13 protein-coding genes are annotated in these 15,797 nt (G+C 47.1%); 4 read left to right on the top strand and 9 right to left on the bottom strand.

What is annotated here, in order from left to right; translation table 11 throughout:
- The first annotated feature begins 80 nt into the window (after positions 1-80).
- Both cls and PAEVO_RS31490 read left to right on the top strand, forming a co-directional pair.
- The gene (gene cls / locus PAEVO_RS31495; protein WP_100541526.1) at positions 81-1,529 is read left to right on the top strand and encodes a cardiolipin synthase; all 1,449 of its coding nucleotides are present in this window, start codon (positions 81-83) and stop codon (positions 1,527-1,529) included.
- A gap of 121 nt (positions 1,530-1,650) precedes the next feature.
- On the top strand, positions 1,651-2,055 hold the full coding sequence (locus tag PAEVO_RS31490; RefSeq protein ID WP_100541525.1) for a VOC family protein: 405 nt from the start codon (positions 1,651-1,653) through the stop codon (positions 2,053-2,055).
- Positions 2,056-2,104: 49 nt separating this feature from the next.
- Here PAEVO_RS31490 and PAEVO_RS31485 read toward each other — a convergent pair whose 3' ends face one another.
- The 6 genes from PAEVO_RS31485 to PAEVO_RS31460 all read right to left on the bottom strand — a co-directional run bounded on the left by PAEVO_RS31485 (position 2,105) and on the right by PAEVO_RS31460 (position 9,228).
- Positions 2,105-2,743, bottom strand: a complete 639-nt coding sequence (locus tag PAEVO_RS31485; RefSeq protein WP_100541397.1) for an FMN-dependent NADH-azoreductase — start codon at positions 2,741-2,743, stop codon at positions 2,105-2,107.
- Between the two features lie 156 nt (positions 2,744-2,899).
- A complete protein-coding gene (locus PAEVO_RS31480) occupies positions 2,900-3,328 on the bottom strand; it encodes a MarR family winged helix-turn-helix transcriptional regulator (RefSeq protein WP_100541396.1) in 429 nt (142 codons plus the stop codon).
- Between the two features lie 195 nt (positions 3,329-3,523).
- Positions 3,524-3,934, bottom strand: a complete 411-nt coding sequence (locus PAEVO_RS31475) for a VOC family protein (protein ID WP_100541395.1) — start codon at positions 3,932-3,934, stop codon at positions 3,524-3,526.
- Positions 3,935-4,202: 268 nt separating this feature from the next.
- Entirely contained in the window at positions 4,203-7,862 is a 3,660-nt protein-coding gene (locus PAEVO_RS31470; protein ID WP_243391008.1) for a glycosyl hydrolase family 18 protein, read from the bottom strand.
- 515 nt (positions 7,863-8,377) lie between these two features.
- A complete protein-coding gene (locus PAEVO_RS31465) occupies positions 8,378-8,746 on the bottom strand; it encodes a YybH family protein (protein ID WP_100541393.1) in 369 nt (122 codons plus the stop codon).
- A 122-nt stretch (positions 8,747-8,868) separates the two neighbouring features.
- Positions 8,869-9,228, bottom strand: a complete 360-nt coding sequence (locus tag PAEVO_RS31460; RefSeq protein ID WP_100541392.1) for a MerR family transcriptional regulator — start codon at positions 9,226-9,228, stop codon at positions 8,869-8,871.
- A gap of 117 nt (positions 9,229-9,345) precedes the next feature.
- On the opposite strand from PAEVO_RS31460, the gene PAEVO_RS31455 reads away from it, so the two are divergent.
- A complete protein-coding gene (locus tag PAEVO_RS31455; protein WP_100541391.1) occupies positions 9,346-9,984 on the top strand; it encodes a nitroreductase family protein in 639 nt (212 codons plus the stop codon).
- A 361-nt stretch (positions 9,985-10,345) separates the two neighbouring features.
- Here PAEVO_RS31455 and PAEVO_RS31450 read toward each other — a convergent pair whose 3' ends face one another.
- Positions 10,346-10,969, bottom strand: a complete 624-nt coding sequence (locus PAEVO_RS31450; protein ID WP_100541390.1) for a nitroreductase family protein — start codon at positions 10,967-10,969, stop codon at positions 10,346-10,348.
- A 128-nt stretch (positions 10,970-11,097) separates the two neighbouring features.
- On the opposite strand from PAEVO_RS31450, the gene PAEVO_RS31445 reads away from it, so the two are divergent.
- A complete protein-coding gene (locus tag PAEVO_RS31445; RefSeq protein WP_100541389.1) occupies positions 11,098-11,448 on the top strand; it encodes a winged helix-turn-helix transcriptional regulator in 351 nt (116 codons plus the stop codon).
- Positions 11,449-11,514: 66 nt separating this feature from the next.
- Here the strand turns inward: PAEVO_RS31445 and PAEVO_RS31440 are convergent, their stop codons facing one another.
- Complete coding sequence (locus PAEVO_RS31440) at positions 11,515-14,484, bottom strand: GAP1-N2 domain-containing protein (protein ID WP_100541388.1); 2,970 nt, start codon at positions 14,482-14,484, stop codon at positions 11,515-11,517.
- Positions 14,484-15,743 carry a hypothetical protein gene (locus tag PAEVO_RS31435; RefSeq protein ID WP_100541387.1) on the bottom strand — a complete coding sequence of 420 codons (1,260 nt, stop codon included), beginning with the start codon at positions 15,741-15,743 and terminating at the stop codon, positions 14,484-14,486. Before PAEVO_RS31435 ends, PAEVO_RS31440 begins: the two co-directional genes overlap by 1 nt.
- Positions 15,744-15,797 lie beyond the last annotated feature (54 nt).

Genomic DNA, 15,797 nt, shown 5'->3' with positions numbered 1-15,797 from the left:
ATATATACTTCTCCTAACGCCTCACGTATAATATGATGGATTGCAAGGGCAAGGATATAGTTTAGGAGGATATTATGAACCTGCATGTTACATCCATCATTCTTGGTCTGATCATCGTACTGAATATCGTGTTCTCCATGTTCGTGGTGTTCAGGGAACGGCGGGATGCCGGCTCCACCTGGGCATGGCTGTTGGTGCTGTCCTTTATCCCGATTCTGGGCTTTGCGCTGTACCTGTTGTTCGCCCAAAATTTAAGAAGAATCCGTCTCTTTCATTGGGATGATCTGCAGAAAACGGGAATTGAGAAGGTATTGCTGTCTCAAATGGAGAGGATGAATAACGGGGAATACCCGTTCAGCAATCAAGCGGCGGCGGATAGCAGCGATTTGATCCATATGCATATCAATGAGAATCAGGCGATCCTTACGGACGATAACCACGTTGAAATTTTCACGGATGGACGCAAGAAATTCGAACGCTTGTTTCAGGATATTGAGGAAGCCAAAGTCTACATACATATTCAATACTACATCATCCGTCGCGACGAGCTGGGCAAGAAGCTGATATCCCTGTTGACCAAAAAAGCAAAAGAAGGCGTGAAGGTAAGGGTTCTATACGACGAACTGGGCTCGCGTCAATTAACCAAGGGCTTCTTCAAAGCATTTCGCGAAGCCGGCGGAGAAGCCGAGGCCTTCTTCCCGTCCAAGCTGCGCTTCATTAATCTGCGCTTGAATTACCGGAATCATCGGAAGCTCGCTATCATTGATGGCGACATCGGGTATGTCGGCGGATTTAACGTTGGGGATGAATACCTGGGTCTCAACTCCAGGTTCGGATATTGGCGGGACACCCATCTGCGTATTCAAGGTGAAGCTGTTTATGCGATGCAGGTTCGCTTCATTCTCGACTGGAATCAAGCTTCGCACCATCACGATATTTTTTATGAATCGAATCTGTTCCCCAAGATCGATTCGCCAGGCAATGTCGGGATTCAGATTGTGACCAGCGGTCCGGATTCCAGGTATGAACACATCAAGAATGGTTATATCAAAATGATTTCGTCCGCCAAGAAATCGATTCATATTCAGACGCCCTATTTTATCCCCGATGCCAGTCTCCTGGATGCGCTCCGCATTGCGGCGCTGTCCGGCGTCGAGGTTAACCTGATGATTCCCGATAAACCAGACCATCCCTTTGTCTATTGGGCGACCTTATCCTATATCGGGGAAATGCTCAGAACCGGGGCTAACGTGTATCTCTACAATAATGGCTTCATTCATGCCAAGACAATCATCATTGACGAGAAGATTTCTTCCGTCGGCACGGCGAATATCGATGTTCGAAGCTTCAAGCTGAATTTTGAAGTGAATGCGTTCCTGTACGATGAGAATTTATCAAAACAGCTGACCCACATCTTCCATCAGGATCTGCAGGTATCCAGCCAGCTTACGATGAAGCAGTATCTGGAGCGATCAAGGTGGATCAAGTTCAAGGAATCCATCTCACGCTTGCTGTCACCTATTCTGTAAAACAAGCCTTAGCGCTGCCGCAACATTTAGCAATCCAGAAGAAATGCGGGAGATTCTGACCGTTTATACTAAAACCAAGGAAAACAAATCCATCATTTTAAAACTGGGAAGGATGTTGAACGTGGCTAAACTGACACCGTATATTTTCTCTGAGGATGCAAAAGCGCAAGCTGAGTTTTATACCCAAGCATTGGGCGGGGAAATCCTGTCCGTGCAAACCCATGGCGAGATTCCCGGAACCAAGGAAGAGCTTAAAGACAAGGTCATGCATCTTAGTCTGGTAGCCGGAGGAATTCCCATCTTTATGTCGGACTCCATATTCCAAACCTTGGAGCGCGGAAACGGAATTCATCTGAGCCTGTCGTTTGAGAGCGATGCTGAAGCACATGAAGCTTTTGACCGCATGGCCGAGGGCGGTAAGGTGATTGATCCGCTGAAAACTCAATTCTGGGGAGCGCTGTTCGGGGTGCTGGAAGACAAGTTCGGCGTATTGTGGCAGGTAACGACAGAAGTCCAAGTCAATTAATGTTAGAAGGCCCTTTCAAGTTTCACTTGGAGGGCCTTTTTTGTGTGATTTATTTGGAACTCCACCGTTCCACGACTTCCGCTGCGGCCAATCGGCTTGTGTCCAAAATATCTTTAACATCGAGCATGGCGCGGCCTTGTGCACGAATGATCTCATAATCCGTAATGCCAAGGAATTCGAACATGGATTTCAGGTACTTATGCGAATATTCAACCTCTCGGTACCCATCATTCTCCGTGTATATGCCGTCGCTGCCCTGAATGACCACTACACTTCTTCCGTCGGTAAGAAGTCCTTCGGAGCCGCTTTCCGTATATCTGAACGTTTCCTTCGGAACGATGATGTTATCCATATAATCTTTCAGCTTGGAAGGGATGTTAAAATTGTGCAGCGGCATGGCGATTACATACTTGGATGCTCCTTTGAACTGCTGCAGGATTTCAGCCATCCGTCCCATCACCCTCTCCTCACCCTCTGTTAGCGGCTCCCCGCTCTCAAGCTTTTCCCACCCGTTTAGCAGACTTGCGTCAATGGCGGGTACGTCCTCCCGATATAGATCAATCTGCTCGATCAGACTGGCCGGATTCTGCGCTGCATACTTACTTACGAAATGCTCCAGTACCTGCAAGCTCAATGATTTCTCGCTTCTTACCCTCGGATGTGCATTAATAACGAGTACGCGTTCCATATAAACAACACTCCTTTTATTTTGTGGACAACAACGTCACCAGCTAGCTTGCCAGCCCTGACTCACCTCCCGATCAGAATCATATGCTTAATCCAATTCTGCTTTTATATAAAATTTGTTTGTACATACAATTATTGTTTTGCGAAAATAAAGACCTCAGTCCTTATTCTCCAATTGATCACTCACCTCGTATAAACGCAGCGATAATTCATCACCTTCGGCATGACCTAATATAGCGCCGTAACGACTGCGCAAATTCATCCAGCACTCGTGAATCACTTTCTCCAAAGCCTTCCCTTTATCGGTTGTATAGATCAGTGACATCCTTCCTTCCACTCGATTATAAACCAGCCCTTTAACGGCCAGCTTCTCAACCAGTCGGGTTACGGTAGAAGGCTGAAGATGAAGAATTTCGCCTAATTCCTTCTGCGAGATCCCTTCCTTCTCATATACAGCCATAAGCAAATAAGCATATGTGGGTGACAATCCGCTTGCGGCAAACTCGTCTTCGGCCATCTTGGTAATGACCCGGCTAAGACGATTGGCAGTGAAGTAAAGGCATTCCTTGATATACGTGTTTAACATAACGGCTACCTCTTTCGCTGAGTTCATCCTGTTGAATCACCATTTATTGTTTGCACATACAAATATAATGGATTTCCAAATAAAAGTAAAGCGGCAGATTTCCCCCATAACCCCCGGAGACCGCTGCCGCTTCATTTTATTAGGGTGTATGCTTCTTCATGTTGAAGATCCTGCATCTGTTTGCTTCCATGCTTCTTATTCGACCTGGCTCTGATCCATATACATGACTTCCCACAGGTGACCATCCGGATCCTGGAAGCTCCAACCATACATAAAGCCATGATCCACCGGATCATTGGAAGGCGACCCTCCCGCGGAAAGCGCGGCATTGACGATTTCGTCCACCTGCTCCCGGCTTTCGGCGGATAATGCCAGAATCACTTCCGTTGTGTTGGCGGCGTTCGACAGATCTTTCTTGGTGAACGTCTTGAAGTAATCCTCGGTGAGCAGCATGGCAAAGATGTTATCGCCGATGACCAGGCAAGCCGCATTTTTGTCCGTAAATTGGGCGTTAAATTCAAAGCCGATTTTCGAGAAAAAGTCCTTCGTTCTCTCCAGGTCCTTTACAGGTAAGTTCACAAAAATATTGTCGCTTTTCAAAGCCATTTCGAATCACCTCGTCGATTTGATAGATTCATCTTAGCATGAGCAGCAGCGCGGTATTTCTCTTCAATTGCTATGTTCAACCCAAGCCTCGGGAATTCAGCTTGCGAAGCATATTCAACCTCTCGATCCCGTCCATTCAGGTTTAGTTGTTAAAAAACGCAGCAGCGATTCAGCCGGCTATAGCATATAACCCCTAATCGAAAAAGGATGCCTCCAGGCAGTGTGAAAACTCGCCTGTGAGACATCCCATTGTATTACGAATCCATGTTTAGTTAGACAAACCCACTGCCCGCAGCAATCTCATGACGGTTACCACCGTCTGAGCTTTGGTTACATGGGATTGCGGATCCAGCTTGGAGGCGGATACGCCTTGCATAATCTTCTGCTCCACTACGAAGGCGACGGACGACTTCGCATAGGACGAAATCTTGGAGTGGTCTTTGAATTGGTTTAACATTCCTTGGCTGGCTTCGTTCTTCTTGCCGGAATAATTCAGCACATTACTCAGCATGACGGCCAATTCCTCACGCGTAATCAAGCTGTTTGGATCAAAGGTATCGCCTGAGCGTCCCTTCACTAAACCTGCCGCTTTCGCCGCTGCAATCTCTCTAGCATATCGTGATTTCGGATCTACATCCTTAAAGTTGGAATTACTGTCGTCAGGCAGAATACCCAAAGCTTTCACCACAATGGATATAATCTCGGCACGGGAAATATGTTGATCCCCGCCGAATGATCCGTTACTTTCTCCAGATACGATCAGCTTGGCAGCAGCCTGCGCCACGTCTTCTCTTGCCCATGAAGGGATCGGGTCGCTAAACCTGATATCTTGCTGAATCAGAGCATAAATACCGCTGCCAGTTTTTTTGATTTCAACAGTTACCGTACCATCCGCGTTAACCTTAAACAAGGTCGGAACGGATCGAAGCTCATGAGTACCTGGTATATAAACCACTCCGGTGGCACGTTTTACATTTATCTTTTTCGCATCGACGGTCATAAATTCGCTGACATGGGTTTTGCCGAAATGCTTCAGCTCGGTCGTTGTCTTATCCGCGTTTATTTGCTCAAGCTTGAACAACAGCGGATCGGCTAGTACTTCTCTTCCCTTCAACAGTGTCTCCACGCTTGCTGCATCGGCAGCCCCTGGAGAAACAATCGAGACTTTCACAGGGCCGGGAACCGTCATCAGCGAAGCCGGAATCCGATATTCTGTGCCGTTCACGATAATGGAGAGACTGGCCTTGTCTCCTTTTTTCGTTATGGCAGCGATGATTTCCTGCGGAACCTCAACCTCTGCCTGCTTCGCACCTGCAGTTGCATGGATCTGGAAGTTGGAGGAATCCGAAAGGTTAATGCTGTTAACAGCTGCAGCCGTAGGTATGGTAACCACAGCCTTATCGCCATGAAGCGTGACTTTTGCCTCTAGCTGATCTTTCGCTTTAGGCGGTTGTGGTGTCGAAGGGGCTTGGGAGCCAGAACCTCCTGATCCGCCGGAACCGTCAGATCCACCGGAACTGCTGCTTAAAGTCGTTACGCTCAACAAATTCGAAGCACTGGAGACGCGGTTAATCTCCTCTCCCGTTCGATCCACTGCAAGTACATGAATTTTGTAATTAGTTAAAGCATTAAGGCCATGAATGGTGTAACTATTCTCTGTACCCGAACCTGATAAAGCATGATTCACATATACTTCGTATCCCGTTGCACCTGCCACAGCATCCCATTTCACCTGAATAGAGCTTTCGCCGACACTTACTCTTGCGAGATTCGCCGGAGCCGGGAGTGCTGAAGCATTGGCTTTGCCGTCGATCGGCAAGTCGTGAATGAGTTGAGTCGTCAAAGTCTTATTGCGGTCGCCGCTGATATCCCAACTCATGACACCCGCAATATCCAGCGACTTCACGATGGAAGCGGTATACTTCATCGTGTTCTCATCATTGTACGTGATGAACACTTTATTTTGGTCGTTGTACAGGTAAGGCACTTTGGCGGATTCGTTCCAATATCTCTGATAGCCGTTTTTGTTAATGTAGTTATTCTCAAGGTCACTGAAGTCGAAAATGCCCGCTTCCCACGATTTTAATGAGGATCCACCCTTACAGGTTTGATATTGACCCGTAGGGGGGCAATCATCCCATCCCTTACCGTAGTAGGGAACGCCCGCGATCAATTTATGTGTTGGCACCCCACCGTTCAGATGGCCTAACAATCCGCCGAGCACATGATTTCTTGAAGCGGATGAGGCTGCCTTTGGATGCTCTTTGTCATAGAACAGTGGTGCATTATGATGACCCAGCGTCTCCCAGCTTCCACTGAAATCGTAAGTCATGATATTGATGAAATCGAGATATTTCACGGAATTCGCAAGATCTGCATTTTTAACAAAATTATCTCCCTGCCCAGAAGCAATCGTCAGCAGATAATACTTTCCGTCCTCTGAACCGGCTGCATCCAACGCCTCGCGAACGGTTTTCATTAATAATGTGAAGTTTTCCGTATCCTCTGGTGCTCTGGAGTTCGAGTCTTCTCCACCCTCAACAGGATACTCCCAGTCAATATCGAGACCATCAAACCGGTATTCCCGGAGGAATTTAACGGCAGAGTCGGCAAAAGCACGGCGTGTCACTTCCGTCATGGCTACGTTAGAAAAATGATCGGACCATGACCAGCCTCCTACTGAAATCATTAGCTTCAAGTGGGGGTTAGCTGTTTTTACTAATTCAAAAGCAGTGAAGTTTTGAAAATCAAACGTAGGATCTCCTATCACAATTTCGCCATCATGGACGTATCGGTCCTGTGCAGGAATATTAGGATCTTCACAGGCTCTCGGTCCGCTTCCGTATTTCTTCCAACATACATCTGCGAAGGCATAGTTAATGTGGGTGATCTGTGATAGATCCAAGTCGCCAGGATGAAAATTACGATCTTTGGTACTAGCCGACCATGATGTGTAATACGTAATATTGTTATAGTTGCTGCCAGGCACAACCGGCACAGCTTCGCTTTCAGGCGAAGTCCATAGTCCGTTATGGCCCACTACCTTATACGAATAGGTCTTGCCTTCTTCCAATCCAGCAGCTACATACCGACTCTCGCTACTCGAACCAACCTTTGCTCCATCCTGATAAATATCATAGCTTGTGGCCCCAGGCACCGGTGCCCAGCCTAGTGAAACCGTAGATCGTGTAGCCGTGACTACCTGCAGCCCTTCGGGCTGAGCCAGTTCCCCCCACTTAAGAGTAACGGCATTACTATTGGCGGATGCTTCCAAAGCTCCGTTTACGCTCCTTTGTGCACCTACTTTAAAAGTATAAGTCTCTCCTGCTTCCAAAGGTCCATAGGTAGCTGTGGTAACGGAGTTTTCCCAAGTGCCGCCTTTCCATGCTCCATTAATATAAATGTCATAAGCTTCGGCTCCGGGACTCGAACCCCAACTCAGCGCAACCGTATCTTTTGTTACATCGTCAATTTTAAGATGGCTTGGAGGAGTCAACGGTGCATCTTTATATTCAGCTTCGTCTTTGGTTGTGGTGAATTCCAATACATTGCTTCTGTGTTCTTTTTTCACGTCGCCATCCCAAGTAATATAGATCCTATAGGTCGTTTCAGGTGTCAATCCGGTCACGGCACGGGTCCAATAATTGCCCCAAGCCAGCCACTTGCCTGAATCCGCGTCCCACACCTGTACATTATTGTCATCCGCTACGGGTTTGAAATCCCATTGAAATATCGCCATATTATGAGATACACTTTCTATCCGAAGATTCTGCGGCGCCTGCGGATCCTGAGATCCGTAGGTCGAGCTTGTTACCGTTAACGGATCGGTGTCAGAGCTAATGGCGGGAGTCTCTGAGGAAGGGGCAGCTTCTGCTGCATAGGATGCAGGCGCATGAAGCAGTGGTGTAAAAATGAGAATAAAGGCCAAAAAACATATCACCCATTTCGGGTGCTTTTTCGTTATAAAGGATGTCACCGTTTTCACCTCTGTTGATTAAATTTCGATTGCAAATGATACAGCATTTCAATGAATGTCTGTCCCTCGGTGTCATCGAGTGTTTCTTTGATGACTTGCCTAATTTCGCATATCGCTCAAATCCAACTTGTATTGAAAGCGGTTACCTATATTTGTACAACGCAACTATGTAGAGTTCCCTCCCCCTCTCTACTCATGATTGAATCACTGTCCGTACGCTCTACTACAGCCTCCTTTCTTGGATTCCTTGTTGTTCAATAAATATTCATACATTTGTATCATGGAACCTACACTATCGATTGAGAAGGGATACATTTCCATAAACATGGGATAAATTCTTGTAATTTTATATTCTGTTAATAAATTCAACCTGGAATGGATCTGTCAGGGCCTGCAATCTTTACAAATGGAAAAAGAGCCCTCCAAGGACTCTTTTTCTTTTATTTATGCAGTGCTATCCAACCGATTCATCGAATCGTACTTAAATGCTCGTGCTTTAATTTCCATATGCCATCAGCATCGCAAACAAACACATTCGTAGCTCTCCCGCTTCCGGACATAAATGTCCCCTGATGATAACCCTCAAAGTGGAAGGTATAAATACATACCGCCGAATAAGCATCACTCGCGATCCAATCTACATCCTCCGCCCGGTATACCTCATCCTGAATAACATGCCAAGCGTGTTCGAAATATGCTCGAATCTCATTCAGAGTATGACAGCTCCGGTCCGAAAACCAATAGACCGCTTCTTCGTCGAGCAGCCGGGCTACATTGTCAAAATCATGCGTATTCGTAGCCGCTATGTATGTCTCAAGTGCCTTTTGATATGACATCGTTCCGCCCCTTCCACTCCTCAACTAGGCATATAAGTTAATAAACAAAGTATAGTACAATTTTGTTCAATGACGGATCTTTCCTGGTTAACTTTCATATATCTGTGTTTATGTTAATGTCCTTAACATTTCGTTTGGAAATTTGCCTTTCCTTCCAAGACTGCATTCAAGAATTTTTTCGACTTTTTCAATCGCTTCTGGATCTCTTCAATTTCTTTGATTTTTTGTTCAACCATTTTTGTCTTTGCCTCGTATGATAAATTAAGTTGTTGATTTACTAGCAAACTTAATTCTTCTATAGAAAAGTCTACGGATAAAAGTGCCTTCACATCATCTAGAAACTCAACAACCTCTTCAGAATAAACACGATAATTATTAACATCTCTTTTAACATAACTGTCTGGAATTAGGTTTTTACGTTCATAGAATCTTAATGTTGATATGGGCAGACCCGTTAATTTTGAAACATCGTTTATTTTCATAATAGGACCTCTTTATTTCTTGCTATAAACCTAGGTTCATAGTTCATAATACGAAATATGATAACGAACGACATACACAATGTCAAAAAAATCTAGGTTATCAAAAGGAGAGGTTCTATGTTTAACCATATTCAAAACAATGATTTCGCCAATATCGTTATGGGTCGACGTTCTGTCCGTAATTATGATGAGAATTTTAAAATATCGAAGGAAGAGATAAGCGACATGATTTCGGAAGCCAGTCTGGCTCCATCCTCTGCAAATATGCAGCCTTGGCGTGTAATTGTGGTCGATACTCCGGAAGGAAAAGAAAAGCTAAGACCTCTTGTGCGTTTCAATACACTACAAAATGATACTTCATCAGCCATGATATTAATTTTTGGCGATACCCAAAGCTACTTATATGCTGAAGAAATTTACAATACAGCTGTGGAACAAGGAAAAATGCCAGCTGAAGTACGAGATCGTCAACTCGAAACTATTCTATCCCTGTTTCCGTCTCTATCAAAAGAAATGAAAGTTGAAGTTGCAAAAGTCGATAGCAGCCTCTTTGCCATGCAGTTCATGTTAGTAGCTCGTGCACACGGGTATGATACGAATCCAATGGCAGGCTTTGAAGTGGATCAGTTAGCAAAAGCATTCGATTTAGATGAAGAACGCTATGCTCCAGTCATGATCATTTCATTAGGAAAAGCCAAAGAAAACGGGCATGAGTCGGTTCGATTAAGCTCTGACAAAATTACATTTTGGAGGTAACCATTTATCCGTCATCGATTAACCATTCTTTCAAAAACGAGAACTCTATAGCTTGTTATGCTAGCCATAAACTCAATCAGAAAGAAAAAACAGCCGGTCATTGTGATCGGCTGCTTTGGCTTCAAGGAATAAATGAGCCGAGTGACATCGCCGGGTCCTCATTCGTAATATCCTTGCACAGCAGGCAGACGCTTGTACTCCTCAAGCTCCTCTACCGTGCCGATCACGTCCTCAACCAGCTTGGTCATCTGTTTACCGTCTTTGCTTTTATCGCATTCGCTCCATGCATAGTGGTAACTTCCACTCGCAACCTTTACCGTCAGGTCAAAACTCTTATGCGGCTTTTTATTATACGCTTCCTTTATATTTTGTTTATATAAATGACTTTGCCCACATCGTGTCTAACGGTTTTATGACCTTGTTTAATTCCTTTCCCAATGGCGATCAGCATCACATCTTCATACCTATCAGAAATCTGTAAGGCCGACTTTAATTGTTGGGAATCATACCCGGACATGGTAATCGTATCAAGACCTGCCTCGTTCGCCAATAAAACGAACGACATCGATGCCAGGCTTGCGTCTCTTACTAATTCGAGCTTTAAATCATCTTTTGATTTTTTTAGATAATAATCGATTGCCGCGTTGGCTAAATAGTCTCTTAAGGATGCGTCAAAATAACCCTTTTGGAATCCCTCTTCATGGATATTCAGAATATTTTCTTTTTCAAACGCTTGATAATCGCCTAGTACAACGATTAGAGCTGATGCTTCTATTACCTGTTGCTGATGAAAGGCAATGGGCAGTAATAAGTCCCTTAAATTCGGGTCGTCTATAACCAGGTACCGTGTCGCTTGAATATTGTTTCCGTTAGGCGATTTACTGGCTCCTTCAATCAATGCCGCCAACGTTTCCGATTCCACTTTATAATGGGGGTCATAATGTCTGACAGAACGTCTTTCTTCTATGATCTCTCTCACACTCATTGTTCTCACTCACTCCAAATGTTTTATTTGCTTCACAATCCGATTATAATGGACCGTAACGTGGCGGAAAATAACGCACAATAAAGTGGGTTAGCCACCTTTATGTGCCTATTCAGGAGGAATACACAATGAACAGCCTCAATACGGGAATCAATATTTTTATGAATACGGTAGGAGGAAAGTGGAAATGTTTAATCCTCTTTTTTCTGAGTCAACAACCAAGGAGAACTAAGGAATTCTATCTGCTCATGCCGACCATAACGCAGAAAGTCTTAACCGAACAATTAAAGCAGCTGGAAAGGGATGAGCTTGTCCGAAGAGAAGTATTTAAAGAAGTGCCGCCTAAAGTAGAATACAGTTTAACTGAGCTGGGCCAATCCTTCGTGCCTGTATTAAATACGATGTGTGAGTGGGGCAACACCTATGCAACCGCACAAAACCTTGAAAGAGAAGAACAAATCTGCTGCCAGCATAAATAGGTAGTCGTGCATAAGAGGCACGAAAAAAACGAGCAGACGTATGGATCGTCTGCTCGTTTTCTATATTTAAACTTCCTCATCCGTCTCATTCTCCGGAGTCTGCTCTTCCGAAAGCGAGCTTTCGTCGGACAGCTCATATGAGATGCCATCCACAACAACCTTCTCGACTAGGGATACGTCAATCGGTTGATCCAGCTTCACGGTGACCTGACTTGAATATGTCTGGTTTTCCTGAGCGTCACCAACGCTATCCGATGACTGCACGCCTTCACCTTCAACAGGATCAGACGAGCCTTCCCCTTCTGTTGTCCCGGTATTCGGGTCCGCTTGATTGCCAGTTGAATCAAGCTCTGTCCCTGATGGATCAGTATCCGCTTCACCCGTTGTGTCATCGACGCATACCCGCGATAATTCAGGGCTGGCGGCCTCAAACAACGTGCCTGCATCCTTGCCTACAATCTCAATCTTATCCACATTGAAATCCCGGCAAGCCGCTGGCTGTTTAAAATGGAAACTCAGCTCGGTCTTGCCCTCCTGCCCGCCTTCCTCCACCACCGTTGCCGTCAATAACGGCTTTTCAGGGACGGTATCGGTAGAAACCGGAGGTGCGGTAACCGGAGGCGTGACGACCGGATTCGGATCGGCTTTGCCGTCCGCAGGTCCTTTGCCGTTTTGGATCATCATGAAGACGCCGCCTGCAATCACAATTACAACAAGTGCGGCTGAAGTGATTTTTACGAACCGCGAATGTTGGCGAAACCATCGCACCAACGGCGAAGCCAATTCAGCCCTAACCTTCGTATAAACCGGTTTGAGGATGGGCGCAGGAGAATGGAAATACGTTTTCACATAATCCTTATTCTTGAAGGCTTCACGGTCATAGGTTTTGAAATAATCGACGATGGCGGCAGCATAAGCCGGAACAAGTCCCCGCGGCCTAACGAACACCGGCTGCTCGGCAGACCAATGAATATACTGGTATACCACTTCCGGACTCTGGCCGTATCTGTGCAAATAATCCAGCAAGCCCCGGTAGTCTACGGCACTGGAACGTATCTCCGTACAGAAGGCCAAGGTAATGCTCTCAAAGCTGGATGGCACCACATGATTCTGCAGCCATTTCCGCATCATATGCTGGGTTCGTTCCCGCTCCTCGGCTGACAGATCCTCCAGTACCTCCGGTTGGACCTCTTCACGGCTGGACCACTGGTAAAGGGCGAGCATGACTGCGGCCTTGGACCGAATCCGGGAGTCAAAACGCTCTACCCAACCCTTGAACTCCTTCGGCATTTGAAGGAAGCCGATATCCAGCAGCTGTTTCTGGCTTAATTGCTCGGGCTCCAACTCACGCAAGAGAAAGAGGTTTGCCGCATAAATCAACCGGTCTGCAAATGCAGTTCCGCCTTGGTAACGGCCAATTCCCCTCTGAGGATGGTGCTCCAACGAATCCAGTTGATCCAGTACAGCGTTGACCGCTCTCACCGGATCCGGATCATGCTTAAGCTTATGAACAAGCTGGGTTTCCGCTAACCTGATATAATTCTCCTGCTCCAGCAAGAGAGGGTGGTTTCGAACCCACAAGCCGATCAGATCTACCAAGTCGGCAGGCGACGCCGCTTGCTGCATGCGCGTTTTCATGTACGGATCAAACATCAACGCCGGCAGTCCCGGACTGGTCAGCACCCTGGCGTAGAAGGCTCGGCTTAAGGCCGGGCTGCCCTCCAGCAAGTCGTAAATCGCCTCGGTCACATCCTGACGCCGCTTCGATAAGGCGTTATTTAAGGAGCGGATGAAATATTCCACAATCAGATCATGATGCTGCCGGGGATTGATGCCGTGATAATCCTTAACGAAACCGGCAATCGCTGCATCCGGAACATGTCCGCCTTTGACAAGCTCGAATTCCTGGGCAAACAGGGTGTGGAAAAGCTGATCCAGCCGGCCCTTTGAAACAAGGGCGCCTGCCGGCTTCAAATAAAGCAGCAAAGCACGCAGCACGGCATGTTTATGCTCATGGTACAAACCCACTTGACCTTCTTCAATCTGGAACAGCACACATAAATCATCGTAGCTATCCAGCGAGATCCCCAGACCCGGCTCCATATCCGCAAGCATCTGCTCGGCGAAGGCAAAAAAGCGCTCGGAGCGATCCGGGTCCAACAGCGTCTCCCATGCAAAATCAAGATAAGGCTGCTCGGACCATTTCAGGTCGGCATTGATGACCCTGCCGGCAGCGAGCTCAAACAAATAATCCTTCTCGATGCTGCGGTCGCTTAAGCGCAGGCTGCCCTTCTCCACGAACATGAGATGAAGTCCCTTCTTGCTCTGCGGCTCCTTGGCATAGGTAACGAATCCAAGCACCTGCCGCAGCGCATAGGGCAATCGGCCAAACAACACAAAGAGCAGCTGCTCCGCCTTCGCGGACAACTGTTCCACAGGGACGTCCAGCACGATGTATACCTTTTTCTTCCCGGCAGCCGCGGATATGCATGCATAAAGCAGCTGTTTGAATACCTTCTCGTCGATCCCTAGCTCCTGCAATAAGGTCGGCGCCTTCTTATATGAAATGGCCACTTGAGAATCCCCCTGAACCGGAATGGCAGGGAGCTGCGGCAGATCAACGCCTGCTTCGATATCGTAATGATCGGCAAAGGAGGCCTGGAGCCAGGTCTGATAAGCGTTATGCTCATCTACAAGAAAACCGTCGGGAATGACATAATGATGCGTAAAAAAGGCACTGCGCAGTCCCGTGAAATCCGCAGGCTGAAACACGCTTCGCCCCAGCACCGTTTCTCCTGTTTCCGTATGGAAGAGATGAAGGGCCGCCGGATAAGCCGCAGCGTCCCGCTCGCTGCGTGCCGTCAGCTCGGCAGGAGCTTCGTATTGGCAAAAAGGATGCAGCACCTTTTTGATATAGGAAGCCTCCAATCCGGACGAACGGGCCACCGTATCAAAGCCCTCAGCCGAGCGGAATATGCCTCGCCGCTCCCGCGTGTACATCTGCTGCTGTATGGTTCGGGATGGGAAATCCGGCACTAGTCTTCCCTCCCCTGAATATACTTCAGCTTGTACAGAAGCCAGATGAACGGTTCATCCACCCGAATCGGGCTAACGACGCTTTGCAGCTTCTGATCGACAGGGTTGCTGCCTAGAGCCGATACGGCAAAATACGCTGTATTGGAAAAGTATACATCCATCGTTCCCTTGAACGGGCGGTCGACCTTCTCGATAAAACGGCGGATCTCGCCGTCAATATTTTCAAATTCGGTCAAATTCAAAAACTTGCGGTGTACCACATTGTTAAAGATATTGCTGTTCAGCTTCACGTATTCGCCATCCTCATCCTTAAGCGCATGAAGCATGTCGCTCTTGGTTAAGACGACGGCTGTCGGAATATCCGTCTTGCCCTTGTCCTCATAAGCGATGAAATCGCCGAACATCGTCAGCACGACATCCCGCGGCTCATCATACTGGGACACCCATTCCCCGGGCTGGTCACCGAATTTCAGGCGAATTTTCTCCCGAATGGAGCGGATTTGGAGCGGATCCACCATAAACAAAATACCCGCGGAATTCTTGATATGCTGTCCGTGAAGTCCCAAGTAATCCTCATCCACCATGCCCTCACCCGCTACGTCAAAAAATACGAGGGTTAACGGCGGCTTGGATTCATCCTTGAACACGAATTGGAAAATGAAAGGCTCCTGCATCTTCTCCTTCTGCGTGGACGCCAGCAAATCTCCGCGCTCAAATAACGGCTCCTCATAGCCCGTACGGAACTTGCGGCTGATCTCGGCATTCAGCGGCATGCAGGCCGCATCAAAATGATCCGCCGTTGTATGCTGCAGCGTATGAATGAGCGAAGTCATATAAACCGATTTGCCCACTTGGGAAGCACCGATAATCGAGATAATGTTGCTTGGCACCTTCCCGGCGGTTACCGGAAGCTCATTATGGCATTTCGGGCACAATCGTCTGCGCGTGACGACTCCGTAACGGTCATTCAATCCAACCAGCACATGATCCGAATAAATGTGCTGCTCCTCCGGTATGTCGCTCGGACGGATAATCGCTTCGATATCATAAACGGAATCCAGCCCAAAGCGTTCACGGTACCGATTCAGCTCATCATCTTCCCCAAGCGCATAGTCCTCGTCATCCTCCCGGTCGTGGGCAGCCCGGAAGACAACCTCCTTCGGAGCAAACTTACTGAAACAGTAAGGGCACACAATATCATAGAACAGCGGCCTTGGCTCCGGCTCCGGTTTTTTCTTGAATATATCAAAAATGCCCATCCTTTGTACCTCCCTTTGAACCCTATGAATTACACACTAACGCGTTCATCGAGG

This window comes from Paenibacillus sp. GM2FR, assembly GCF_002803325.1.
GTDB classification, from domain to species: domain Bacteria; phylum Bacillota; class Bacilli; order Paenibacillales; family Paenibacillaceae; genus Paenibacillus_AQ; species Paenibacillus_AQ lautus.
The sequence above is the reverse complement of the archived record's forward strand: the minus strand, read 5'-3'. Positions and strand labels throughout refer to the sequence as shown.